Origin of the sequence: Streptomyces sp. NPDC005574 (assembly GCF_040605435.1) — a bacterium.
Taxonomy (GTDB): Bacteria; Actinomycetota; Actinomycetes; order Streptomycetales; family Streptomycetaceae; genus Streptomyces.
On sequence record NZ_JBEXCW010000032.1, the window covers coordinates 14,186 to 37,598 of the forward strand.

The window sequence follows — 23,413 nt, forward strand, 5'->3', positions numbered from 1 at the left end:
TGGAAAGGCAGTTGAGTGGAAGGTAGCTGATGCGCCGATGGGTGTCTCCACCTCGTCCCCGGAAAAGGGGATTTCCGTCGTCACGGTCGACTTCCCTCCGGTGAACGCGCTGCCGGTGCGGGGCTGGTTCGCGCTGGCCGACGCGGTGCGCGCGGCCGGCCGCGATCCCGGCGTCCGCTGCGTGGTGCTGGCCGCCGAGGGCCGGGGGTTCAACGCGGGCGTGGACATCAAGGAGATACAGGCGCAGGGGCAGGGCGCGCTGGTCGGCGCGAACCGGGGCTGCTTCGAGGCCTTCGCCGCGGTGTACGAGTGCGAGGTGCCCGTGGTGGCGGCCGTGCAGGGCTTCTGCCTGGGCGGCGGCGTCGGCCTGGTGGGCAACGCGGACGTGATCGTGGCGAGCGAGGACGCCACCTTCGGGCTGCCCGAGCTGGACCGGGGGGCACTGGGCGCGGCCACGCATCTGGCCCGGCTGGTCCCCCAGCACCTGATGCGCGCCCTGTACTACACCGCGCGCACGGTGACGGCCGCCGAGCTGCGGGCGCACGGCTCGGTGTGGCGGGTCGTGCCGCGGGCCGCGCTGCGCGCGGCGGCCCTGGAGCCGGCGCGGGAGATCGCCGCGAAGGACGGGGAGCTGATCCGGCTGGCGAAGGCCGCCATCAACGGCATCGATCCCGTGGACGTGCGCCGCAGTTACCGCTTCGAGCAGGGCTTCACCTACGAGGCGGGCGTCAGCGGGGTGGCCGACCGGGTCCGCGCCGGATTCGGGCAGCCCGGAACAGCGGGGACAGCGGGGACAGCGGGGACAGCGGGATCAGTGGGCACGGCAGGGACGGCAGGCACGGCAGCAACGACAGGGCGACCGGGACAGGAGGGTGGATAGGTGAGTGACAAGACGATGACCGTCGAGGAGGTCGTCTCCCGTCTGGACAGCGGCATGACCCTCGGCATCGGCGGCTGGGGCTCGCGCCGCAAACCGATGGCCCTGGTCAGAGCGCTGCTCAGGTCGGGGATCAGCGATCTCACCCTCGTGTCGTACGGCGGTCCGGACGTCGGCATGCTGGCCGCCGCCGGGCGCATCAGGAAGCTGGTCGCCGCCTTCGCCACGCTGGACTCGATCCCCCTCGAACCGCACTACCGCGCGGCCCGCGAGCGCGGAGCCTTCGAGCTGATGGAGATCGACGAGGCGATGTTCCTGTGGGGACTGAAAGCCGCCGCGAACCGGCTGCCGTTCCTCCCCGTCCGGGCAGCCCTCGGTTCGGACGTCATGCGGGTCAACCCCGGTCTGCGCACGGTGACCTCGCCCTACGAGGACGGGGAGACCTTCGTGGCGGCGCCCGCCCTGCGGCTCGACGCGGCCCTGGTGCACGTCAACCGCGCGGACCGGCAGGGCAACGGCCAGTACCTGGGCCCCGACCCGTACTTCGACGACCTGTTCTGCCAGGCGGCCGAGACGGCGTACGTCTCCTGCGAGCGGATCGTGGACACCGCCGAGCTGACGAAGGAGGCGCCGCCGCAGAGCCTCCTGATCAGCCGGCTCGACGTCACGGGTGTCGTGGAGGCGCCCGGCGGCGCGCACTTCACGTCCTGCGCGCCCGACCACACGAGGGACGAGGCCTTCCAGAAGCACTACGCCCGCACCCCCTGGGCGGAGTTCTCCGGCCGGTTCCTCGGCGGGGACGAGCAGGACTACCGGGATGCCGTCCGTGTCTGGCACGAGGAGCGGTCATGAGCGAAGCGGTCCGCGCGTCCGTCGTCCCCGCGGCCACCCGCGCCGAGTACTGCGTGATCGCCTGCGCGGAGGCGTGGCGCGACGCGGGCGAGATCCTGGCGAGCCCCATGGGCGTGATCCCGTCCCTCGGGGCGCGGCTCGCCCGGCTCACCTTCGCGCCGGACCTGCTGCTCACCGACGGTGAGGCGCTGCTCGTCGGCCCGGACGGCACGGTCGAGGGCTGGCTGCCCTACCGGCGGCACCTGACCCTGGCAGCCGGCGGCCGGCGGCACGTGATGATGGGCGCCAGTCAGATCGACCGGTACGGCAACCAGAACATCTCCTGCGTCGGCGACTGGAACAGGCCCGTCCGGCAACTGCTCGGGGTGCGCGGAGCCACCCTCAACACGCTGAACCACGCGACGAGTTACTGGGTCCCGAAGCACTCCCCGCGGGTCTTCGTCGAGCGGGTCGACATGGTGTGCGGGGTGGGGTACGACCATGCCGGCGGCGCCCGTCACCACCACCTCGCGCGGGTCGTCTCCGACCTCGGAGTCTTCGACTTCGCCACCCCCGACCACTCGATGCGGCCGGCCTCGCTGCACCCGGGGGTCACGCCGGAGCGGGTGCGGGAGGCCACCGGCTTCGAGCTGACCTTCGAGGGCGAGGTGCCGTACACGCGTGAGCCCACCGAGGCCGAACTGCGGCTGATCCGCGAGGTTTTGGACCCCGGCGGCGCCCGGACCCAGGAGGTCCCGGACCTGGTGGCGGGGGCCTGATGCAGACCGCGCTGACCCGGCTGACCGGGGTGCGGCATCCGCTGGTGCAGACCGGGATGGGATGGGTGGCCGGTCCGCGTCTGGTGTCGGCGACGGCCGAAGCGGGGGCGCTCGGCATCCTGGCCTCCGCGACGATGACGCCGGACCGGCTGCGCGAGGCGGTCCGCGAGGTCAGGTCCCGCACGCGGGAGCCGTTCGGGGTGAACCTGCGGGCGGACGCGGCGGACGCCGGGGACCGGGTGCGCATCATCATCGAGGAGGGCGTGCGGGTGGCGTCCTTCGCCCTGGCGCCGACCCGCGAACTGATCAGCGAGCTGAAGGAGGCGGGAGTCGTCGTCATACCCTCGGTCGGTGCGCGCCGGCACGCGGAGAAGGTCGCCGCCTGGGGTGCCGACGCGGTGATCGTGCAGGGCGGCGAGGGCGGCGGCCACACCGGTGAGGTCGCGACGACGGTCCTGCTGCCGCAGGTGGTCGACGCGGTCCGGATACCGGTCGTCGCGGCGGGCGGCTTCTTCGACGGGCGGGGGCTGGTGGCGGCCCTGGCGTACGGGGCGGCCGGTGTCGCCATGGGGACGCGGTTCCTGCTCACCTCCGACTCCACCGTCCCCGACGCGGTGAAGGCGCGCTACCTGGCCGCCACGGTCAGGGACGTCACCGTCACCACCGCCGTCGACGGTCTGCCGCACCGCATGCTGCGGACGGACCTGGTCGACGCCCTGGAGCGGTCCGGCCGCGCCCGATCCCTGGTGCGGGCCCTGCGCCGGGCGGCCGGCTACCGCAGGCTGTCCGGTACGACCTGGCGCCGGATGATCGAGGACGGACGCGCCCTGAGACGCGGCAAGGACCTGTCGTGGAGTCAGGTCCTGCTCGCCGCGAACACCCCGATGCTGCTGCGGGCTTCGATGGTGGAGGGGCGCACGGACCTGGGGGTGATGGCGGCGGGCCAGGTGGCGGGAGTCATCGAGGACCTGCCGTCCTGCGCGGAACTCGTGGCGCGGGTGATGGCGGAGGCCGGGGAGATCGTCGGCGCGCTCACGGAGGGCGGCGCGTCCATGCGGGCCTGACCGCGAGCAGCCGAGAAACCCCGGGAGCAGCGGCCGGCACCGCCTGGACCGCCGCACACCCGGGTCGCTCCGGGCTGCGGGCCGCCGGGCCGCCGCCCACAGCGCCATCCCGCCGCCCAGCGCGCCGTACCACCCTGCCGCCCCCCGATCCCCCGCCCCCGTCCCCCGTCCCCTCAGAGTCGTTCGATGATCGTCACGTTGGCCTGGCCGCCGCCCTCGCACATCGTCTGGAGGCCGAAGCGGCCACCGGTGCGTTCCAGTTCGTGGAGCAGGGTCGTCATCAGCTTCACGCCGGTCGCTCCCAGGGGGTGGCCGAGGGCGATGGCGCCGCCGTTGACGTTCACCCGGTCCGGGTCGGCGCCGGTCTCCTTCAGCCAGGCCAGGACGACCGGCGCGAACGCCTCGTTGATCTCGACGAGGTCGATGTCGTCGATGGTCATGCCGGCCTTCTTCAGGGCGTGCGCGGTGGCCGGGATGGGTGCGGTCAGCATGCGGATGGGGTCCTCGCCGCGCACCGAGAGGTGGTGGACGCGTGCCCGGGGCGTCAGCCCGTGCTCGCGCACCGCCCGCTCCGAGGCGAGCAGCATGGCCGCGGCCCCGTCGGAGACCTGGGAGGAGCAGGCCGCGGTGACGGTGCCGCCGTCGAGGACCGGTTTGAGGCCGGCCATCTTCTCCAGGGAGGTGTCCCGGCGGGGGCCCTCGTCGACGGCGACGGGTCCGAGGGCCACCGTCTCGCGCTCGAAGCGGCCCTCGTCGATCGCCCGCAGGGCCCGCCGGTGCGAGCGCAGGGCGAACTCCTCCTGGTCGGACCGGCTGATCCCCCACTTCGCGGCGATCATCTCGGCCCCGGCGAACTGGTTCACCGGCCGGTCCCCGTACCGTGCCCGCCAGCCCTCGCTGCCTGCGAAGGGGCCCTGGGTGAAGCCGAGGGGCTCGGCGGCCTGCCGGGTCGCGTAGGCGATGGGGATCTGCGACATGTTCTGCACCCCGCCCGCGACCACCAGGTCCTGCGTGCCCGACAGCACGCCCTGGGCGGCGAAGTGCACGGCCTGCTGCGAGGAGCCGCACTGCCGGTCCACGGTCACGCCCGGCACCTCCTCGGGCAGTCCGGCGGCCAGCCAGCAGGTGCGGGCGATGTCGCCGGCCTGCGGCCCCACGGCGTCCAGGCAGCCGAACACGACGTCCTCCACGGCGGCCGGGTCCACGCCCGCCCGGGTGACCAGTTCCCTGAGCACATGTGCGCCCAGGTCGGCCGGGTGGACCCCGCTCAGTCCTCCCCCGCGCCGTCCGACGGGCGTACGGACCGCTTCGACGATGTAGGCCTCGGCCATGTCAACTCCCTCACAGATAAGGGCTATGCACGTACGGCGATCCCGTCCAGCACCATCGACAGGTACTGCCGGGCGATCTCCTCGGGGCTGTGCTGTCCGCCGGGCCGGTACCAGGACGCGGCGACCCACACCGTGTCGCGGACGAACCGGTAGGTGAGCCGGACGTCGAGGTCGGCACGGAAGACCCGGGCCGCGACCCCGCGCTCCAGGGTGGACAGCCACGCCTTCTCGAACCTGCGCTGGGACTCGGCGAGGAACGCGAACCGTTCCTGCGCCACCAGCTGCTTGGACTCCTTCTGGTAGATCGCGACGGCGGCCCGGTGCCGGTCGATCTCCCGGAACGACTCGGTGACCAGCGCCTCCAGCGTCTCGCGGGGCCCCGACCCGGCGTCCAGGACGGTGTCGTAGCCGTCCCAGAGCTCGTCGAGGAAGGTCCGCAGGATCTCCTCCAGCATCGACTCCTTGGAGTCGAAGTGGTAGTAGAGGCTGCCTGCGAGCATGCCCGCCTGGTCCGCGATCGTGCGGACGGTGGTGGCGTTGTAGCCCTGCTCGGCGAAGACCTCGGCGGCGGTGCGGAGGAGTTCGCGGCGGCGCGCGGGCGCGGCGGTCACCTGGGGCTTCTTCTTGGTAGGAGGCACGGGCCCATTGTGGTCCTAGGGATGCTGGGAGCTGACGGAGACGACCTCGCCCGTCATGTAGGAGGAGTAGCCGGAGGCCAGGAAGACGATCACGTTGGCCACTTCCCAGGGTTCGGCGTGGCGGCCGAAGGCCTCGCGGCCGGTCAGCTCGGCCAGCAGTTCGGGAGTGGTCACCTTCGCCAGGTGGGGGTGCATCGCGAGGCTGGGTGAGACGGCGTTGACCCGCACGCCGTACTCCGCCGCCTCGACGGCGGCGCACCGGGTCAGCGCCATCACGCCGGCCTTGGCGGCGGCGTAGTGGGCCTGGCCGGCCTGGGCGCGCCAGCCGACGACCGAGGCGTTGTTGACGATCACTCCGCCGCTCCCGGCCTCCCTGAGCAGTCGCAGCGCCGCCCGCGTGCACCGGAACGTGCCGTTCAGTGTGACGTCGAGGACCTTCGACCACTGCTCGTCGGTCATGTCGACGAGGGCGGCGGTCCCGCCGAGTCCCGCGTTGTTGACGACGATGTCGAGCCGGCCGTGCTCGCGCACCGCGGTCGCGAAGAGGTCGCGCACCTGGGTCTCGTCGGTGACGTCGCACGGCACCGCGCCGACGGCGTCGGCGCCGAAATCCGCGGCCAGATCGGCCGCGTGCTCCTTCAGCCGTCGCGCGTGGGCGTCGCCGATGACGACGCGTGCGCCCTCTTCGAGGAACCGGCGGGCGGTGGCGCCGCCGATCCCGGCGCCGGCCGCCGCGGTGATGACCGCGGTGCGCCCGCTGAGCAGTCCGTGCCCGGGTACGGACGCCGGACTCTCGACGTCTGTCATACGCTCAAGCTAACCTACCAAACACTTGTTAGGGAAGGACGAGCGCGAAGGACGGTTCCCGTGGACCTCACGCACTCCCCGGCCGACGAGGACTTCCGGTCCGAGGTCCGCGCCTGGCTCACCGCGCATGTGCCGGCCGGTCCGCTGCCCTCCCTGGAGACCGGGGAGGGGTTCGCCGCGCATCGCGCGTGGGAGGCCGAACTGGCCGCGGACCGCTGGTCGGTGGTGTCCTGGCCGGCGGCGTACGGCGGGCGGGACGCGGGACTGCTGCGCTGGCTGGTGTTCGAGGAGGAGTACTACGCGGCGGGCGCGCCGGGCCGCGTCGGGCAGAACGGGATCAGTCTGCTCGCGCCGACCCTGTTCGAGCACGGCACCGAGGAGCAGCGGGCCCGGGTGCTGCCGCCGATGGGCCGCGGCGAGGTGGTCTGGGCGCAGGCGTGGTCGGAACCGGAGGCGGGGTCGGATCTGGCCGCGCTGCGGTCCAGGGCCGTCCGCGCGGCCGGGGGCTGGCTGCTGAGCGGGCGCAAGACGTGGTCGTCACGGGCCGCGTTCGCCGACCGCGCGTTCGGCCTGTTCCGCACGGATCCGGCCGCGGGGAAACCGCACCGGGGCCTGACCTACCTGATGTTCGACCTGCGCGCGCCCGGTGTCACGGTGCGGCCCATCGCCCGTCTCGACGGGAAGCCCGCCTTCGCCGAACTGACCCTGGAGGAGGTGTTCGTGCCGGACGAGGACGTGATCGGCGAGCCGGGGCAGGGCTGGCGGGTGGCCATGTCGACGGCGGGCAACGAGCGCGGGCTGACCCTGCGCTCCCCCGGCCGTTTCCTGGCCGCGGCGGAGCGGCTGCACCGGCTGTGGCGGACGGCGGGCTGTCCGGAGTGGGCGCGCGAGCGTGTCGCCGACGCGCTGGTCGGCGCCCGCGCCCACCAGCTCTTCACCTACGCGTCCGCCTCCCGCTTCCTGGAGGGCGAGTCGCTCGGCCCGGAGTCCAGCCTGAACAAGGTGTTCTGGTCCGAGTACGACATCGCGCTGCACGAGACGGCCCTGGACCTGCTGGGCGAGCAGGCGGAGTGGGCGGGCACCGACTGGGCCGAGGGCTATGTCTTCGCGCTCGCCGGCCCCATCTACGCGGGCACGAACGAGATCCAGCGCGACATCATCGCCGAGCGCCTGCTCGGTCTGCCGAAGGGACGCCGGTGATGCGTTTCCTCCTCGACCCCGAGCAGCGGGCGTTCGCCGGCTCGCTCGACGCGATGCTGACGGCGGCCGGCACCCCGCGGGTCGTCCGGGACTGGAGCCGCGGAGAGCGGGCGGGCGGGCGCGCGCTGTGGTCCCGGCTGGCCGCGGCGGGGGTGTTCGCGCTGGCGGTGCCGGAGGCGTACGAGGGGCTGGGCCCCCGGCCCGTGGAGCTCGCCGTCGCCTTCGTGGAGCTGGGCCGGCATGCGGTGCCGGGGCCGCTGGTGGAGACGGTCGCGGCGGCGGCGCTGCTGGCGGGGCTGGACGCCCCGGGGCCGGCCGGGCGACTGCTGCCCGCACTGGCCTCGGGCGCGTCGACGGCGACCCTGGCGGCGGGGCCGTACGCCCTGGACGCGGACGCGGCGGACGTACGGCTGTCGCTGTCGGAGCCGGTCGGCCGGACCCGGCCCGCGGGCACGGGCGAGGCGGCCGGGCGGGCCGAGCTGCGGCTGGCCGGTCCGCCCGGCGACCCGTGCCCCTCGCTCGACCCGGCCCGCAGACTCTTCGTCCTTCCGCCCGGGGGCGAACTCCTCGCCTCCGGCCCGCGGGTCGCCTCGGCCGGCGCCCTCGCCCGGCGCTGGGCCCGCCTCGCCACGGCCGCCCAGGCGCTCGGTGTCGGTGTCGCGCTGCTCGACAGGACGGTCGCCTACGTCGGGCAGCGCACCCAGTTCGGTGTCCCCGTCGGCTCGTTCCAGGCCGTCAAGCACCAGCTCGCCGACGCGAAGACCGCGCTGGAGTTCGCCCGCCCCCTGGTCTTCGGCGCCGCCGTGACGATGACCCCCGCCGACGTGGCCGCCGCCCACCTCGCGGCCTGCGAGGCGGCGTACACCACCGCGCGCACGGCCCTTCAGCTGCACGGCGCGATCGGCTACACCGCGGAGTACGACCTCTCGCTGTGGCTGGGCAAGGCCCGTGCCCTGCGCACCGCGTGGGGCGATCCCCGCACCTGCCGGGCGGTCGTCCTCGGCGATGCCGGCCGCCGCCGCTGACCTCGACGGCAGGTCACGGTGCCGGGCCGGCGGGCCGGTTCAGGACGGTCGTAGGATCCCCTGCGCCCGGGCGGCCACCAGCCACTTCGGGAACTCGCCCACCAGGCGGTCGTACAACTCGGTGTCGGACAGCTTCCGCGGGTCGGCGCCGGCGTGGAAGAACCCGGCGTTGTCGACGGCCCGCCGGTCCGGTACGGCGAGGTCGTCGAGTCTGCGCAGGAAGTCGAACTGTTTGCTGTCCGGGTCGCCGAAGCCGACGAACTGCCAGAACATCGGCAGCTTCGCGGCCTTGCAGAGGTAGCGTTCCGCGGCGAGCTTGTTGATGGGGCCGCCGTCGGTCTGGAACACGACCAGGGCGGGCTCCCGTGACCCGCTGTCGAGGTAGTGGTCGATGACGGCGTCCATCGCCAGGTGGTAGCTGGTCCGGCCCATGTGCCCGAGGCCGGCCACGATCCGCTCGACGCGGCCCGCGTGGTCGGCGAGCGCGATCTCGGTCACGGCGTCGACGTCCGTGGAGAAGAACACGGCCGGGACGCGCCCGTCGTCGTCCAGGTGGGCGGACAGTCCGAGCACCCGGTCGGCGAGCGTCTGGACGCTGCCGTCCTCGTAGTACGGCTTCATGGAACCGGAGTGGTCGACGACGAGGTAGACGGCCGCCCGCTGTCCGTCGAGGCCGTGCTTCACGAGCGAGACACCGGCGCTCTTGTACAGGCCGACCAGCGCGGGCGCGGTCTCCTGCACCTTGCTGAGACTGATGGCGGCCATACGGACTCCCCCTGGATCACCGAAACTGCCGCCGAGATTACGTCACGCCCGGCCCCGCTTCCCGGCCGCCGCCTCGGGGTTCGCTATTTTGTTCGCCGCCGTCCCCACCGGCTCATCATCCGTCCCGTCCACGTGAGGAGCCGGTCGTGGAGTCCGAAGCCGAGTCCGAAGCCACCGTCACCACCTGCTACCGCCACCACGGGGTGGAGTCCCACGTCCGCTGTGTCCGCTGCGACCGGTACATCTGCCCCGCCTGCATGCGCGAGGCGTCCGTGGGCCACCAGTGCGTGGAGTGCGTGAAGGAGGGGGCGCGGTCGGTGCGCCGGCCGCGGACGGCGTTCGGCGGCCGGATCACGGCGGCGCCCCTGGTGACGTACGTGCTGATCGGCCTCAACGTGCTCGCGTACGTCGGCGAGTTGCTGCGGCCGGCGATCGTGGACCGGTTCGGGATGCTGGGCGCCGGGCTCACCGGCCCGGACGGCGGTCACTACGTGTGGCAGCCGGCCCATCCGGCGGACTTCCGTCCCGAGGGGGTCGTGGACGGCGAGTGGTACCGGTTGGTGACGGGCGCGTTCCTGCATCTGCCGCCCACCGGCGGGACCTTCGGGTTCCTGCACATCGTGATGAACATGGTGTCGCTGTGGAACCTGGGCCGGGTGGTGGAGGCCCAGCTCGGCCGCGTCCGCTTCCTCGCCCTGTATCTGCTGTCGGCGCTGGGCGGCTCGGTCCTGGTGCTGCTGCTCGCACCGCAGACACCCACGATCGGCGCGTCCGGCGCGATCTTCGGTCTGGGCGCCGCGTACTACGTCATGGCCCGCCGGCTCGGCGCCGACATGAGCGCGGTCAACCGTTTCATGGCGGGCCTGCTGCTGTGGCTGCTGATCTCCGCCGGTCTCACCTCCTGGCAGGGCCACCTCGGCGGACTGCTGGCGGGCGGGACGGTGTCGCTGGCCTACGCGTACGCGCCCCGCGGCCGGTGGCGCACCCTGGTGCACGCGGGCGTGTGCGTGGGGGTGCTGGTACTGCTGACGGTCCTGACGGCCGGGAAGGTGACGTCCCTGACCGGCTGAACAGCCCGACTGGCTGAAGGGCCGTGCACCACGGCGGCGGACGGGGCCCGGAGTTCGCACCCCGGGCCGCTCGCCGCTCCGTCAGCCGCCGTTCCAGCTCTCCCGCAGCACGTCCTCCGCCGGCTTCCCGTGCGGGGTGTACGCCAGCCGTGCCGGCGTCTCGCCGCTGTGCGGCCAGTCGTCCCACATCCACCAGCACACTCCGGCCCACCAGCGGCGGCCGGTGAAGGAGCCCAGCAACGCCCGGTAGGCGGCGGCCTGTTCGGCGTCGCCGGGGTGGCGGCTGACCTCCCAGGAGTAGGGGGCGGCCGTCGCGCCGCGCTGGCTGACGTATCCCGCCTCGGTGAACAGGATGGGCCGGCCCTGGCGCCGGGCGTACGCGGCGAGCCGCTCGCGGATCGGCGTCCAGGCGCGGCGCAGCCGGGCGGTGTCGGTCGTGGGCCCACCGGTCAGCGGCCAGTAGGCGTCGATGCCGATGAGGTCGAGCTTCCTCCAGAAGCGGATCCTCTGGTACTCGTCGTAGTTGGCCGCGTAGGTCAGTGGCCCGGGGTAGCGGTCGCGGACCGCGGCGACGACCCCGCTCCAGGCGGCGCTGTCGCCGGAGACACCGGCGAGTTCGGTGCCCACGGCGAACTGCTCGACGCCGGTGTCGGCCGCGAGGCCCGCGTAGTGCGTGATGAACCGCCGGTACGCGGTGAACCAGGCGGCCCGGTCGCGGGGGTGGATCTCGGCGCGGTCGATGTCTCCCGGCAGGTCCACGTGTGGCTTGACCATGACCTTGAGGCCGGCTGTGTGTGCGCGGCCCACGATCCGCGTCAGGCTCGCGTCACTCGCGGTCTCCTCGGTGGGGCGCATCGCGGTGTCCGCGCGCCCCCGCTGGTACCAGGTCGGGGTGAGGGTGACCCAGCGGGCCCCGGTCGCCCGGATGTCCCGCAGATAGCGGTCGGCGGCCGGGCTGTCGTAGTCGGTGCGGTACCAGGAGGGCAGGGTGATCCCGCGCATCGCGGCCGTGCCCGGGCCGGGGCCGGACCGCGGGGCGCGCGTGCCGTCCCCGTGTCCCGCCCCCGGGCCGCCGGCAGCGCAGGCGGACACGGCGAGGAGGACCGCCGCCAGCACGGCGACGGTCCCCCTTCGGGTCGCTTCGGGCCTCACAGGGCCGTCGGGCTGACGAAGGTGTAGCCGAGTGCCTTGATGCCGTCGATGGTGTCCTTCAGCGGCTGGACGGGGAAGTACGGGTGGTAGAAGAAGCTGGCGACGCCGTCCCGGACGGCGAGGTTGGCCCTGGCGGAGGCGACGAGGTCGGCGGGCAGCCTCGGCGGATGGTTGTTGTACGCCTCCGGCTCGTAGTTGCCGATGTTCTCGGGCAGCACCTTGGTCCCGTACACATCACGCACCACGTACGGGAAGAACTGGCCGATGAACCGGTTGGGGTCCGAGGCGGTGCCGCTCAGCGTTCCGGCGAAGTACAGCGAACGCTCCAGGCGGGCGGTGAAGTTGGAGCTGAACACCTTGTAGTCGGCGGCCGATCCGGCGTAGTGCGGGGTGGTCCACAGCGCGGGCCTGGGCAGGCCGGCGGCCGTGAACGCGGTCAGCGCGGCGGTGACCCGGGTCTGCGCCGACAGGGTGGAGTCGCCGGCGACCGGGCCGTCGTGGACCACGTTGTCCGACGCGTCCAGGTGGGCGCGGTAGAACTCGAAGTCGTCCCCGGTGACGCCGTTGTAGGGGTTGGCCGTGCTGCCGTACTGGTGGGTGTAGCCGTGGTCCATCAGGACCGCGCCCTTGGCCAGCATGTACTTCAGCGCGCTCACCACCTGCGGTTTCTGCGCGAGGGTGGACGTCTGCGGAACCCCGTTGTCGTAGATGCCCTTGGGGTCGGTGTAGACCGGGATGACGTTGATGCCGTACGGGATCTGCTGCGCGTAGAGGTAGTCGGCGATGGTGCGCAGCTCGGTGGGGTCGGAGTGGGGGCTGATGTCCTCCAGCCGCACGACCGCGCGGTGCCGTTCGGCGGTGGCCGGCGCGAGGGCGTCGAAGAGGAGGTCCTCCAGGGCGATGACGCGGTCGCTCTCGGAGACGTAGGTGAAGGGGATCTCACCGATGTAGGTGAGGTTGGAGGAGCGCACCGCCCAGCCGAAGGTGTGTCCACTGGAGGAGTCCAGCCCCTCGGCGAGCCGGGTGACCGCCGGATAGCCGGGCCCGGTCAGGACGTTGGGGCGCAGCACGCCGCCGTCCTGTCCCGCCGGGATCTTCCGGCTGAGGGTCTGGCCCTTGTACGACACCTGTGTGACGGTGCCGACGGACGCGCCGTCCTGGTAGTACGACGTCGTCGGGTCCCAGCCGTACTGCTGGCTGAACCGGGTCGTTCCGACGGCGTTCGCCATGTTCCAGATGTTGGCGCCCATCCAGGTCACCGGCTTGGTGGTGGTCAGCGCGTCCTGGTAGAAGGCGGCCGGTACCGCGTCCGGGACGTCGCAGCAGTAGTAGGTCGAGCCGATGTAGATGACGGCCGAGTACGGGTCGAGCATGCCCGCGGTGTACTGCGACACGGGCCTTGCGGTCACCGTGCCGAAGTGGCCCGCCAGGTTGGCCGTGGCCATCGCGTACAGCTCACCCAGCTGCCCGTAGGGGCCCGCCGTGTCGTAGAGCACCAGCGCGCTCGGGGTGGCGTCGGCGGCCACGGCGGCCGGGGCCAGGAGGGCGGCCTGCCGGCCGACCGCGGACGCGGAGGCGAGCGGGGACGTGGCCGCGCTCAGCAGGGTGGTGGGTGAGGCCGCCCGGGTGCGTGGCCGGTCGTGGCGTGTCCTGTCGGCCTTCAGCTGCGCGCTCGCCCAGCCCCTGAGGTCGATCCGGTTCATTCCGGATGCGGTGCCGGCGGCCTCCCCCGTGTGCCGGTGTCCGCGCCCCGCGGCCTGGGCGCCGGTGGCCAGGAAGGTACCGCTCAGCAGGGCGGCGACGAGCAGCAGCAGAATGGAGAATCTCGGGAATTTCCGTCGCCGAGGACGGTTGGCTGGTCTCACAGGTGTTCCCCCCACTTTGCCGTGCGCCGGCAAAGTCATTTTCTGGCAAGAAGCCCTTGATTCTTCTTGCCGATCAAGAAGCGTGTCAACGGCACGACCGATGAATTCCGGAAGGTTCACCAGGCTCCGGGAAAGGTCCATGATGAGCCGACCGATGATCACACTTGTCCTTTTTCCAGATGCTCTGCTGAGTTGGTCCGGAGGTCTGCTACCTTCACTGTCGCGCGTTGGGGACGCGTAGGAAAAGTGTGGGGGGACAATGTACGGACGACCCGCCCTGGGGGCACTTCTGCCCCTGGCAGGGGCGATGGCCGCGCCGGAAGCAGTACCAGGACTGCCTTTGGCCAAAGTCTTACAGGAAACGGCAGGCGCCGGATTCCTGCTCTACTGCCTGACCGCGTGCCTGATCCTGCTGGCCCGGGCGCGGTTACGCCGACGCCCGCTCCACGACCGGGCGAACATGCAGGTCAGCACCGGGAGCGGTCATGATCGCTGAGCTGCTCCTCTGGTCGAGCATCATGCTGATCGTCATGGCCGGCTGTTACAACACGAGCCTTTTCATGCTCTCCCGGCGCAGAATCCGGCGTTCCCGAACGGAGCGGAGAGAACGGTTCTACGTATTCCTGCTGGCCTGCCTCAACGAGGAACAGGTGCTTTCCGAAAGCCTCGCGCGGATCACCTCGCTGCCCGCCGGGAATTTCATGGCACTGGTCATCGACGACGGTTCGGACGACGGGACCTCCCGGATAGCCCTGGCCGCCGACCCGCACCTGGTCCGGCTGCACCGGCGCTCCCCGCCGAACGCCCGCCGGGGCAAGGGCGCCGCCCTCAACGACGGGGTGCGCCACCTCAGGGAGTCGGGTCTCCTCGACGGCCGTGACCCCGCCGACGTGGTCCTGTGCGTGGTGGACGCCGACGGCCGCCTCGACCCGCACGTCGTGCAGTCGGTGGACCCCTGCTTCGACGACCCGCGGACGGGCGCCGTCCAGGTGTGCGTGCGCATGTACAACCGCCGTCTCGGGTTGCTCGCCCGGATGCAGGACATGGAGTTCGTGGTCTACGGCGACGTCTTCCAGAGCGCGCGCCGCTTCATCGGCAGCGTGGGCATGGGCGGCAACGGCCAGTTCATGCGACTGTCGGCGCTCGAGACACTGGACGGCGACGGCCCGTGGAGCGACAGCCTCACCGAGGACCTCGACCTCGGGGTCCGGCTGATCGCCAAGGGCTGGACCAACCAGCACTGCACCACCGCGGCGGTCTCCCAGCAGGCCGTGCTCAGCCTGCGGCGCCTGATCCGCCAGCGCTCCCGCTGGTTCCAGGGCCACCTGCAGTCCGCCGGACTCGTGCCGCTCATCCTGCGGGAGGTACCCACCCGGGCGGCACTCGACCTGCTCTACCACCTGTCCAGCCCGGTGCTCATCCTGCTCACCTCGCTGCTGCCGCTGTCGTTCCTCGTCGCCCTGGGCGCCACCGTCGTGGCCTCCGTGCGACTGGGCCACCCGCTGGTCTCGCCCATGTGGCTGCTGGGCCCGTACCTGCTGTCGTTCACCACCGCCTACGCCTACGGCTTCGTCTACGCCAAGCGGGAGCGGGACCTGGGACTCCTGCGCTCGGTGCTGCTCGCACACGTCTTCGTCCTCTACGGCTACATCTGGTTCGCCGCCGGCTGGTGGGGGTTCTGGCGGACGCTCACCGGAAAGCGGACCTGGCTGAAGACCGCGCGCACCTGAGAACACGGGCCCGCCCGGAACTCCTTTCACCCCTGGCTCGGGGGTGTCCCTTTCCGCCGTCGCCTCCCCTTACCCGCTTCGCTTTTCCTTTTCGCCGATCCCGTTCTCCTCCTCCCGCTCTTCTCTTCTTTCTCTCCTTTCTCTTCTTCCTCTTCGTATCTCTTTCATCCTCGCGCGGTCGCCCGACCGCGCATGTTCTAGGGGGACACCCATGTCCGCAGACCCGTCAGCCGTGCCCGTACGTGCCATGCTGGTGCTCGGTACCCGGCCGGAAGCGATCAAACTGGCGCCGGTGGCGCGGACCATGGCCGGCGGGGACCGGTTCGAGCCGATCGTCGTCACCACCGGCCAGCACCGCGAGATGCTCGAACAGATGCTCGGGCTGCTCTGTGTCGACGTCCGGATCTCCCTCGACGTGATGCGCAACCGACAGCAGCTGTCCGACCTGACCGCCCGTCTCATGGGCAGCCTCGGCGACGTGATGCGCGACCAGCGGCCGGACCTCGTCGTGGTGCAGGGCGACACCACCACCGCGCTGGCCGGCGCGCTGGCCGCGTTCTACGAGAGGATCCCGGTCGCCCACGTCGAGGCCGGACTGCGCACCGGCGTGCCCGACAACCCCTTCCCGGAGGAGCTCAACCGCAGCCTGATCGCGCGCATCGCCCGCTGGCACTTCGCCCCGACCGCCCGCGCGGCCCGGCATCTGACGGACGAGGGCGTCAGCCCCGAGCAGGTCTTCACCACCGGAAACACGGTGATCGACAACCTGCTGTGGGTGCTGGCCGAGGGCGCCGGCACCTCGGCGTTCCGCGCGAGCGGCGCCCGGCGGATCCTGGTGACCCTGCACCGGCGGGAGAACCAGGGCGAGCGGATGCGCGGCATGGGCCGGGCGCTGCGCGGACTCGCCGGACGCGGGGACGTGGAGATCGTGCTGCCGCTGCACAAGAGCCCAGCCGTCCGTGACGTCCTGCTGCCCGAACTGGCGGGGCAGAACGGCATCTCGCTGGTCGAGCCGCTCGGCTACCTGGACTTCGCCGCCACGCTGGCCGAGTGCGACCTCGTCCTCACCGACTCCGGGGGCATCCAGGAGGAGGCGCCGAGCCTGAGCAAGCCGGCGCTGGTGCTGCGCACCACCACCGAACGGCCGGAGGCCGTCGAGGCCGGCGCGGCCCGGCTGGTCGGCACCGATCCCGAGGTCATCCTCGGCGCCGCCGAGGAACTGCTCGACGACCCCGTCGCGTACCGGCGGATGGCGTGCGCGGGCAACCCGTTCGGCGACGGGCGGGCCGCCGCACGGGTACTGGCCCGGCTGACCGAGGACTTCGCGGCCGAAGTGCCGGTCCCCCTGACCTCTCCCGGGCCGTACTCGGCCGCATGACACCGCCGCCCCTGCGCCCGCCGCGGCGCGCCCCCGCGGGTCCGCCGGGGCGCGGGGGCCGGGCCCTGGCCGCCGCGGCACTCGTTCTCGCGCTGGGCGCCGTCCTGGCCGTCACGCTGAGCCGGTGCCAGGCGGACGACGCGCCGCCGCCCGCCCCCTGGGCGGACGGCTCCACGCACGGCCGCTGGCTGTCGGTGTTCAACGGGCACGGCACCAACGTCGGCGACGACGACAGCCTGTCCCTGTCGCCGAAGCCCGCCGAGGACCCCGGCACCACGCACGCGGGCCTGGTGGTGAGCACCGCAGCCTACGGGGACATGCGCTTCGAGGCGCGGATGCGGACCGTCCGGCAGCTGCGCGACCCGGACCCGAACCCGTGGGAGGTGCCGTGGCTGGTGTGGGCGTACACCGACCCCGCGCACTTCTACTACGTCACACTGAAGCCCAACGGCTGGGAACTCGGCAAACGCGACCCCGCCTATCCGGGCGGCCAGCGCTTTCTGGCGACGGGACGGCGGACCTACCCGGTGGGCGACTGGTACGACGTGCGGGTGGAACAGCGCGGCGCGCGACTGGTCGTACGGGTGGGCGGTGAGCGGCTGGTGACCTACGACGACGCCGAACGGCCGTACACGGGGGGCCGGGTGGGGGCCTACAGCGAGGACGCCGCCGTACGGTTCGAGGGTCTGAGGGCGGAGCAGGAAGGGTGAACGCGCGGCGGCGCCCGCCCCGTTGTCCGGTCGGGGACAGGGGCGGGCGCCGTCTAGATGTTCCGTACGCCGTTGTACGGGACGTCCACCGAGGCGGTGCCTCGGAAACCGTCAGACCATCAGTGAACGGTCCGTCGGACGGATGGGGGCCGGCAGTTCGCTGGCGCCGGTCAGGAAGCGGTCCACGCCGCGCGCCGCCGAACGGCCCTCGGCGATCGCCCAGACGATGAGCGACTGGCCGCGGCCGGCGTCACCGGCGACGTACACGCCCGGCACGCTGGTTCGGAAGTCGGCGTCGCGCGCGATGTTGCCGCGCTCGTCGAGCTCCAGGCCGAACTGGTCCACCAGGCCGTTGTCGCGGTCGGTGCCGGTGAAGCCCATGGCGAGGGTGACCAGCTGGGCGGGGATCTTGCGCTCCGTGCCCGGCTTCGGGGTCAGCCGGCCCTCGACGAACTCGACCTCGCTGAGGTGCAGCCACTGGACGTTGCCGTCCTCGTCGCCCTCGAAGTGGGTGGTCGAGACGGAGTACACCCGCTCGCCGCCCTCCTCGTGGGCGCTGGTCACCTTGTAGAGCATCGGGAAGGTCGGCCAGGGCTGGGCGACCGGGTTCCGCTCCTCGCCCGGGCGGGGCATGATCTCCAGCTGCGTGACGGAGGCGGCGCCCTGGCGGTGGGCGGTGCCCACGCAGTCGGCGCCGGTGTCGCCGCCGCCGATGACCACGACGTGCTTGCCCTCGGCCGAGATCGGGGGCGCCACGAAGTCGCCCTCCTGCACCTTGTTGGCCAGCGGCAGGTACTCCATGGCCTGGTGGATGCCCTTGAGTTCGCGGCCGGGGACCGGGAGGTCACGGGCGGTCGTCGCGCCGGCGGCGATGACGATCGCGTCGTAGCGCTTCTTCAGGTCGGTCGCCTTGAGGTCGCGGCCGATCTCGATGCCCGTGCGGAAGCGGGTGCCCTCCGCGCGCATCTGCTCGATGCGGCGGTTGATGTGCCGCTTCTCCATCTTGAACTCGGGGATGCCGTACCGGAGCAGACCCCCGATGCGGTCCGCGCGCTCGTAGACGGCGACGGTGTGACCGGCCCGCGTGAGCTGCTGGGCGGCGGCGAGACCCGCCGGGCCCGAGCCGATCACGGCGACGGTCTTGCCGGACAGGCGCTCGGGGGCCTGCGCGGCGACGTCACCGGTCTCCCACGCCTTGTCGATGATCGAGACCTCGACGTTCTTGATGGTGACCGGCGGCTGGTTGATGCCGAGCACACACGCCGACTCGCAGGGAGCGGGGCACAGCCGGCCCGTGAACTCCGGGAAGTTGTTCGTGGCGTGCAGGCGCTCCGAGGCGGCCGCCCAGTCCTCGCGGTAGGCGTAGTCGTTCCACTCGGGGATCAGGTTCCCGAGCGGACAGCCGTTGTGGCAGAACGGGATGCCGCAGTCCATGCAGCGGCTGGCCTGCTTGCTGATGATCGGCAGCAGCGAGCCGGGGACGTAGACCTCGTTCCAGTCCTTGAGACGCACGTCCACCGGGCGGGACCTGGCGACCTCGCGCCCGTGGTTGAGAAAGCCCTTGGGATCAGCCATTGGTCGCCGCCTCCATCATCTTCTCGGTGATCTCGGTCTCGGAGAGACCGGCTCGCTCGGCGGCGTCCTTGGCGGCGAGCACTGCCTTGTACGTGCGGGGGATGATCTTGCTGAATCGCTCCACGGACACGGTCCACTCGGCGAGCAGCTTCTCGGCGACCGTCGAACCGGTGTCCTCGGCGTGCCGGCGCACCACGTCGTGCAGCCACTGCTTGTCGGTGTCGTCCAGCTCCTCGACGGCGTCGGCGTTGCCGACGTTGACGTGGTCGCGGTTCAGGTCGATGACGTAGGCGACGCCACCGGACATGCCGGCCGCGAAGTTGCGGCCCGTCTCGCCGAGGACGACCGCGTGACCGCCGGTCATGTACTCGCAGCCGTGGTCGCCCACGCCCTCGGAGACGACCGTCGCACCGGAGTTGCGGACGCAGAAGCGTTCGCCGGTACGGCCGCGCAGGAACAGCTCGCCGCCGGTGGCGCCGTAGGCGATGGTGTTGCCGGCGATCGTCGAGTACTCGGCGAGGTGGTCGGCGCCCCGGTCGGGACGGACGATCACCCGGCCGCCGGAGAGGCCCTTGCCGACGTAGTCGTTGGCGTCGCCCTCCAGGCGCAGGGTGACACCGCGCGGCAGGAAGGCGCCGAAGGACTGGCCCGCGCTGCCGGTGAAGGTGATGTCGATGGTGTCCTCGGGCAGGCCCGCACCGCCGAACTTCTTCGTCACCTCGTGGCCGAGCATGGTGCCGACCGTGCGGTTGATGTTGCGGATCGCGACCTGGGCGCGCACCGGCTGGGCGTCAGCCTGCGAGTCCGCGGCGAGGGCGTCGGCGGCGAGCTTGATCAGCTCGTTGTCGAGCGCCTTCTCCAGGCCGTGGTCCTGCGAGACGACCCGGTGCAGGGCAGCGCCCTCGGGCAGGTCGGGCACGTGGAAGAGGGGGGCCAGGTTCAGGCCCTGCGCCTTCCAGTGGTTGACGGCGCGGGTCACATCGAGCGCCTCGGCGTGGCCGACGGCCTCCTCGATGGTGCGGAAGCCCAGCTCGGCGAGGATCTCGCGGACCTCTTCGGCGATGAAGCGGAAGAAGTTCACGATGTACTCGGCCTTGCCCGCGAACCGGTCGCGCAGGACCGGGTTCTGGGTGGCGATGCCGACCGGGCAGGTGTCCAGGTGGCAGACGCGCATCATGACGCAGCCGGAGACGACGAGCGGCGCGGTCGCGAAACCGAACTCCTCGGCGCCCAGCAGCGCGGCGATGACCACGTCCCGGCCGGTCTTGAGCTGTCCGTCGGTCTGGACGACGATCCGGTCGCGCAGGCCGTTGAGCAGCAGCGTCTGCTGGGTCTCGGCGAGACCGAGCTCCCAGGGGCCGCCCGCGTGCTTCAGCGAGGTCAGCGGGGAGGCGCCCGTGCCGCCGTCGTGGCCGGAGATGAGGACGACGTCCGCGTGCGCCTTGGAGACACCCGCGGCGACCGTGCCGACACCGACCTCGGAGACCAGCTTGACGTGGATGCGCGCCTGCGGGTTCGCGTTCTTGAGGTCGTGGATCAGCTGGGCGAGATCCTCGATGGAGTAGATGTCGTGGTGCGGCGGCGGGGAGATCAGGCCGACACCGGGGGTGCTGTGCCGGGTCCTGGCGACCCACGGGTAGACCTTGTGGCCGGGCAGCTGGCCGCCCTCGCCGGGCTTGGCGCCCTGGGCCATCTTGATCTGGATGTCGTCCGCGTTGACCAGGTACTCGGAGGTCACACCGAAGCGGCCGGAGGCGACCTGCTTGATGCTGGAGCGGCGCGCCGGGTCGTACAGGCGGTCCGGGTCCTCGCCGCCCTCACCGGTGTTGGACTTGCCGCCCAGCTGGTTCATGGCGATGGCGAGGGTTTCGTGCGCCTCCTTGGAGATGGAGCCGTACGACATGGCGCCGGTGGAGAAGCGCTTGACGATCTCGCTGACCGGCTCGACCTCGTCCACGGAGATCGGCTGTCGGCCCTCGACGCCGGACTTGAAGCCGAACAGGCCGCGCAGCGTCATCAGGCGCTCGGACTGCTCGTTCACCCGGTCCGTGTACTTCTTGAAGATGTCGTAGCGGTTGGCGCGGGTCGAGTGCTGGAGGCGGAAGACCGTCTCCGGGTCGAACAGGTGCGGCTCGCCCTCGCGGCGCCACTGGTACTCGCCGCCTATGTCGAGGGCGCGGTGCGCGGGCGCGATGCCGCTGACCGGGTACGCCTTCGCGTGGCGGGCGGCGACCTCCTTGGCGATGACGTCGATGCCGACGCCGCCGATCTTGGTGGCCGTGCCGCTGAAGTAGCGGGCGACGAACGCGTCGTCCAGGCCGACGGCCTCGAAGACCTGGGCGCCGCGGTAGGAGGCGACCGTCGAGATGCCCATCTTGGACATGACCTTCAGGACGCCCTTGCCGAGCGCGTAGATCAGGTTGCGGATGGCCTGTTCGGGCTCGATCCCGGGCAGGAAGGTGCCGGCGCGGACCAGGTCCTCGACCGACTCCATCGCCAGGTAGGGGTTGACCGCGGCGGCGCCGAAGCCGATCAGCAGGGCCACGTGGTGGACCTCGCGCACGTCACCGGCCTCGACCAGCAGGCCCACCTGGGTGCGCTGCTTGGTGCGGATGAGGTGGTGGTGGACGGCCGCGGTGAGCAGCAGCGAGGGGATCGGCGCGTGCTCGGCGTCGGAGTGGCGGTCGGAGAGGACGATCAGCCGGGCGCCGTTGTCGATGGCGGCGTCGGCCTCGGCGCAGATCTCGTCGATGCGGGCGGCGAGGGTCTCGCCGCCGCCCGAGACGCGGTAGAGGCCCGAGAGGGTCGCGGCCTTGAAGCCCGGCATGTCGCCGTCGGCGTTGACATGGATGAGCTTGGCCAGCTCGTCGTTGTCGATGACCGGGAAGGGCAGCACGACGGTGCGGCAGGACGCGGCGGTCGGGTCGAGCAGGTTGCCCTGCGGGCCGAGCGAGGAGCGCAGCGAGGTGACGAGTTCCTCGCGGATGGCGTCCAGCGGCGGGTTGGTGACCTGCGCGAACAGCTGGGTGAAGTAGTCGAAGAGGAGCCGGGGGCGCTCGGACAGCGCGGCGATGGGCGAGTCGGTGCCCATGGAGCCGATCGGCTCGGCGGCGGTCTTCGCCATCGGGGCGACGAGGATGCGCAGCTCTTCCTCGGTGTAGCCGAAGGTCTGCTGACGGCGGGTGACCGAGGCGTGGGTGTGGACGATGTGCTCACGCTCGGGCAGGTCGGAGAGCTCGATCTCGCCGGCCTCCAGCCACTCCGCGTAGGGCTTGTCGTCGGCGAGGCCGGCCTTGATCTCGTCGTCCTCGATGATGCGGTGCTCGGCGGTGTCGACCAGGAACATCCGGCCGGGCTGCAGGCGGCCCTTGCGGACGACCTTCGCGGGGTCGATGTCGAGGACGCCGACCTCGGAGCCGAGGACGACCAGGCCCTCGTCGGTGACCCAGTAGCGGCCGGGGCGCAGGCCGTTGCGGTCGAGCACGGCGCCGACCTGGGTGCCGTCGGTGAAGGTGACGCAGGCCGGGCCGTCCCAGGGCTCCATCATCGTGGAGTGGAACTGGTAGAAGGCGCGGCGGGCCGACTCCATGGACGCGTGGTTCTCCCACGCCTCCGGGATCATCATCAGCACGGAGTGCGGCAGCGAACGGCCGCCCAGGTGCAGGAGTTCGAGCACCTCGTCGAAGGACGCCGAGTCGGAGGCGTCGGGCGTACAGATCGGGAAGATCCGCTCGATCTTCTCCTGGTCGCCGAACAGGTCGGAGACGATCTGGGACTCGCGGGCCGCCATCCAGTTGCGGTTGCCCTTGACCGTGTTGATCTCGCCGTTGTGCGCGACGAAACGGTACGGGTGTGCGAGCGGCCAGGACGGGAAGGTGTTCGTCGAGAAACGCGAGTGGACGAGCGCGATGGCGGAGGCGAAGCGGCGGTCGGACAGGTCCGGGAAGAAGGGTTCGAGCTGACCGGTGGTCAGCATGCCCTTGTAGACGATGGTCCGCGCGGACAGCGACGGGAAGTAGACGCCGGCCTCGCGCTCGGCGCGCTTGCGCAGCACGAACGCCTTGCGGTCGAGGGCGATGCCCGTGGCGGGCGACGCGGCCGCGTCGGCGACGAAGACCTGGCGGAAGGCGGGCATCGTCGAGCGGGCGGTGGCGCCGAGCAGTCCGGGCGCGACCGGGACGTCGCGCCAGCCGAGGACGGTGAGGCCCTCGTCGGCGGCGATCGTCTCGATGCGTGAGACGGACGCGTCGAGGCCGTCCTCGGGCAGGAAGGCTATGCCGACGGCATAGCCGCCGGGCGCGGGCAGCTCGAATCCGGCCACCTCGCGGAAGAACGCGTCGGGCACCTGGGACAGGATCCCCGCGCCGTCACCCGAGTCGGGCTCGGAACCGGTGGCACCGCGGTGCTCCAGGTTGCGCAGCACCGTGAGCGCCTGCTCGACCAGCGCGTGGCTCGCCTCGCCGGTGAGGGTGGCCACGAAGCCGACGCCGCAGGCGTCGTGCTCGTTGCGGGGGTCGTACATACCCTGCGCGGCAGGGCGAGCATCCATGAAGGACCACTTCTGGCCATTCTCGGAGTGCTGGGACGGCTGGCGCGGCGTACGCATCGGCTCTCCC

The 23,413-nt window shown here is 71.9% G+C and carries 18 protein-coding genes; 10 read left to right on the forward strand and 8 right to left on the reverse strand.

Going from position 1 to position 23,413, the window contains the following annotated elements; all coding sequences use genetic code 11:
* The first annotated feature begins 37 nt into the window (after positions 1-37).
* From ABZT03_RS21440 to ABZT03_RS21455, 4 genes are read left to right on the forward strand one after another with little or no spacing between them, the layout of a single operon-like run.
* Complete coding sequence (locus tag ABZT03_RS21440; protein ID WP_356041572.1) at positions 38-880, forward strand: enoyl-CoA hydratase family protein; 843 nt, start codon at positions 38-40, stop codon at positions 878-880.
* The gene (locus ABZT03_RS21445; RefSeq protein ID WP_356041574.1) at positions 881-1,729 is read left to right on the forward strand and encodes a CoA-transferase; all 849 of its coding nucleotides are present in this window, start codon (positions 881-883) and stop codon (positions 1,727-1,729) included.
* Entirely contained in the window at positions 1,726-2,487 is a 762-nt protein-coding gene (locus ABZT03_RS21450) for a CoA-transferase (RefSeq protein ID WP_356041575.1), read from the forward strand. The genes ABZT03_RS21445 and ABZT03_RS21450 overlap by 4 nt, the downstream gene beginning before the upstream one ends.
* Positions 2,487-3,551, forward strand: coding sequence for a nitronate monooxygenase (locus tag ABZT03_RS21455; protein ID WP_356041577.1), 1,065 nt, complete (start codon positions 2,487-2,489; stop codon positions 3,549-3,551). The genes ABZT03_RS21450 and ABZT03_RS21455 overlap by 1 nt, the downstream gene beginning before the upstream one ends.
* Before the next feature lie 173 nt (positions 3,552-3,724).
* On the opposite strand, the gene ABZT03_RS21460 is transcribed toward ABZT03_RS21455, so the two are convergent.
* From ABZT03_RS21460 to ABZT03_RS21470, 3 genes are read right to left on the reverse strand one after another with little or no spacing between them, the layout of a single operon-like run.
* Complete coding sequence (locus ABZT03_RS21460) at positions 3,725-4,882, reverse strand: acetyl-CoA C-acetyltransferase (protein WP_356041579.1); 1,158 nt, start codon at positions 4,880-4,882, stop codon at positions 3,725-3,727.
* A 23-nt stretch (positions 4,883-4,905) separates the two neighbouring features.
* Positions 4,906-5,520 (reverse strand): TetR/AcrR family transcriptional regulator, encoded by a 615-nt coding sequence (locus ABZT03_RS21465; RefSeq protein WP_356041581.1) that lies wholly within the window; start codon positions 5,518-5,520, stop codon positions 4,906-4,908.
* Between the two features lie 15 nt (positions 5,521-5,535).
* The gene (locus ABZT03_RS21470) at positions 5,536-6,327 is read right to left on the reverse strand and encodes an SDR family oxidoreductase (RefSeq protein ID WP_356041582.1); all 792 of its coding nucleotides are present in this window, start codon (positions 6,325-6,327) and stop codon (positions 5,536-5,538) included.
* Positions 6,328-6,387: 60 nt separating this feature from the next.
* On the opposite strand from ABZT03_RS21470, the gene ABZT03_RS21475 reads away from it, so the two are divergent.
* Positions 6,388-7,527: an acyl-CoA dehydrogenase family protein gene (locus ABZT03_RS21475; protein ID WP_356041583.1), complete on the forward strand. Its 1,140-nt coding sequence runs from the start codon at positions 6,388-6,390 to the stop codon at positions 7,525-7,527.
* Complete coding sequence (locus tag ABZT03_RS21480; RefSeq protein ID WP_356041585.1) at positions 7,527-8,552, forward strand: acyl-CoA dehydrogenase family protein; 1,026 nt, start codon at positions 7,527-7,529, stop codon at positions 8,550-8,552. Before ABZT03_RS21475 ends, ABZT03_RS21480 begins: the two co-directional genes overlap by 1 nt.
* Positions 8,553-8,591: 39 nt before the next feature.
* Here ABZT03_RS21480 and ABZT03_RS21485 read toward each other — a convergent pair whose 3' ends face one another.
* A complete protein-coding gene (locus ABZT03_RS21485; RefSeq protein WP_356041587.1) occupies positions 8,592-9,317 on the reverse strand; it encodes a VWA domain-containing protein in 726 nt (241 codons plus the stop codon).
* A 146-nt stretch (positions 9,318-9,463) separates the two neighbouring features.
* On the opposite strand from ABZT03_RS21485, the gene ABZT03_RS21490 reads away from it, so the two are divergent.
* Positions 9,464-10,387 carry a rhomboid family intramembrane serine protease gene (locus ABZT03_RS21490; protein ID WP_356041588.1) on the forward strand — a complete coding sequence of 308 codons (924 nt, stop codon included), beginning with the start codon at positions 9,464-9,466 and terminating at the stop codon, positions 10,385-10,387.
* 81 nt (positions 10,388-10,468) lie between these two features.
* Here the strand turns inward: ABZT03_RS21490 and ABZT03_RS21495 are convergent, their stop codons facing one another.
* Positions 10,469-11,503: a hypothetical protein gene (locus ABZT03_RS21495; protein ID WP_356041590.1), complete on the reverse strand. Its 1,035-nt coding sequence runs from the start codon at positions 11,501-11,503 to the stop codon at positions 10,469-10,471.
* 32 nt (positions 11,504-11,535) lie between these two features.
* Positions 11,536-13,404, reverse strand: a complete 1,869-nt coding sequence (locus tag ABZT03_RS21500) for a polysaccharide deacetylase family protein (protein ID WP_356041592.1) — start codon at positions 13,402-13,404, stop codon at positions 11,536-11,538.
* Positions 13,405-13,889: 485 nt separating this feature from the next.
* Here ABZT03_RS21500 and ABZT03_RS21505 point away from each other — a divergent pair, with 485 nt between their 5' ends.
* From ABZT03_RS21505 to ABZT03_RS21515, 3 genes are all read left to right on the forward strand, one after another.
* Positions 13,890-15,134: a glycosyltransferase family 2 protein gene (locus tag ABZT03_RS21505; RefSeq protein WP_356041593.1), complete on the forward strand. Its 1,245-nt coding sequence runs from the start codon at positions 13,890-13,892 to the stop codon at positions 15,132-15,134.
* 211 nt (positions 15,135-15,345) lie between these two features.
* Positions 15,346-16,512 carry a UDP-N-acetylglucosamine 2-epimerase (non-hydrolyzing) gene (gene wecB / locus ABZT03_RS21510; RefSeq protein ID WP_356041595.1) on the forward strand — a complete coding sequence of 389 codons (1,167 nt, stop codon included), beginning with the start codon at positions 15,346-15,348 and terminating at the stop codon, positions 16,510-16,512.
* The gene (locus ABZT03_RS21515) at positions 16,509-17,222 is read left to right on the forward strand and encodes a calcium-binding protein (RefSeq protein ID WP_356041597.1); all 714 of its coding nucleotides are present in this window, start codon (positions 16,509-16,511) and stop codon (positions 17,220-17,222) included. Before wecB ends, ABZT03_RS21515 begins: the two co-directional genes overlap by 4 nt.
* A gap of 111 nt (positions 17,223-17,333) precedes the next feature.
* On the opposite strand, the gene ABZT03_RS21520 is transcribed toward ABZT03_RS21515, so the two are convergent.
* The gene (locus ABZT03_RS21520) at positions 17,334-18,797 is read right to left on the reverse strand and encodes a glutamate synthase subunit beta (protein WP_356041598.1); all 1,464 of its coding nucleotides are present in this window, start codon (positions 18,795-18,797) and stop codon (positions 17,334-17,336) included.
* The gene (gene gltB, locus ABZT03_RS21525) at positions 18,790-23,403 is read right to left on the reverse strand and encodes a glutamate synthase large subunit (protein ID WP_356041600.1); all 4,614 of its coding nucleotides are present in this window, start codon (positions 23,401-23,403) and stop codon (positions 18,790-18,792) included. The genes ABZT03_RS21520 and gltB overlap by 8 nt, the downstream gene beginning before the upstream one ends.
* Positions 23,404-23,413 lie beyond the last annotated feature (10 nt).

What these genes read in the sequence shown, in the direction of transcription:
- ABZT03_RS21440 (WP_356041572.1), top strand. Translation starts at nt 38, where the DNA reads ATGGGTGTCTCCACCTCGTCCCCGGAAAAGGGGATTTCCGTCGTCACG.
- ABZT03_RS21505 (WP_356041593.1), top strand. Translation starts at nt 13,890, where the DNA reads ATGATCGCTGAGCTGCTCCTCTGGTCGAGCATCATGCTGATCGTCATG.
- wecB (WP_356041595.1), top strand. Translation starts at nt 15,346, where the DNA reads ATGTCCGCAGACCCGTCAGCCGTGCCCGTACGTGCCATGCTGGTGCTC.
- ABZT03_RS21485 (WP_356041587.1), bottom strand. Translation starts at nt 9,317, where the DNA reads ATGGCCGCCATCAGTCTCAGCAAGGTGCAGGAGACCGCGCCCGCGCTG.
- ABZT03_RS21520 (WP_356041598.1), bottom strand. Translation starts at nt 18,797, where the DNA reads ATGGCTGATCCCAAGGGCTTTCTCAACCACGGGCGCGAGGTCGCCAGG.
- ABZT03_RS21515 (WP_356041597.1), top strand. Translation starts at nt 16,509, where the DNA reads ATGACACCGCCGCCCCTGCGCCCGCCGCGGCGCGCCCCCGCGGGTCCG.
- ABZT03_RS21480 (WP_356041585.1), top strand. Translation starts at nt 7,527, where the DNA reads ATGCGTTTCCTCCTCGACCCCGAGCAGCGGGCGTTCGCCGGCTCGCTC.
- ABZT03_RS21460 (WP_356041579.1), bottom strand. Translation starts at nt 4,882, where the DNA reads ATGGCCGAGGCCTACATCGTCGAAGCGGTCCGTACGCCCGTCGGACGG.
- ABZT03_RS21450 (WP_356041575.1), top strand. Translation starts at nt 1,726, where the DNA reads ATGAGCGAAGCGGTCCGCGCGTCCGTCGTCCCCGCGGCCACCCGCGCC.
- gltB (WP_356041600.1), bottom strand. Translation starts at nt 23,403, where the DNA reads ATGCGTACGCCGCGCCAGCCGTCCCAGCACTCCGAGAATGGCCAGAAG.
- ABZT03_RS21470 (WP_356041582.1), bottom strand. Translation starts at nt 6,327, where the DNA reads ATGACAGACGTCGAGAGTCCGGCGTCCGTACCCGGGCACGGACTGCTC.
- ABZT03_RS21455 (WP_356041577.1), top strand. Translation starts at nt 2,487, where the DNA reads ATGCAGACCGCGCTGACCCGGCTGACCGGGGTGCGGCATCCGCTGGTG.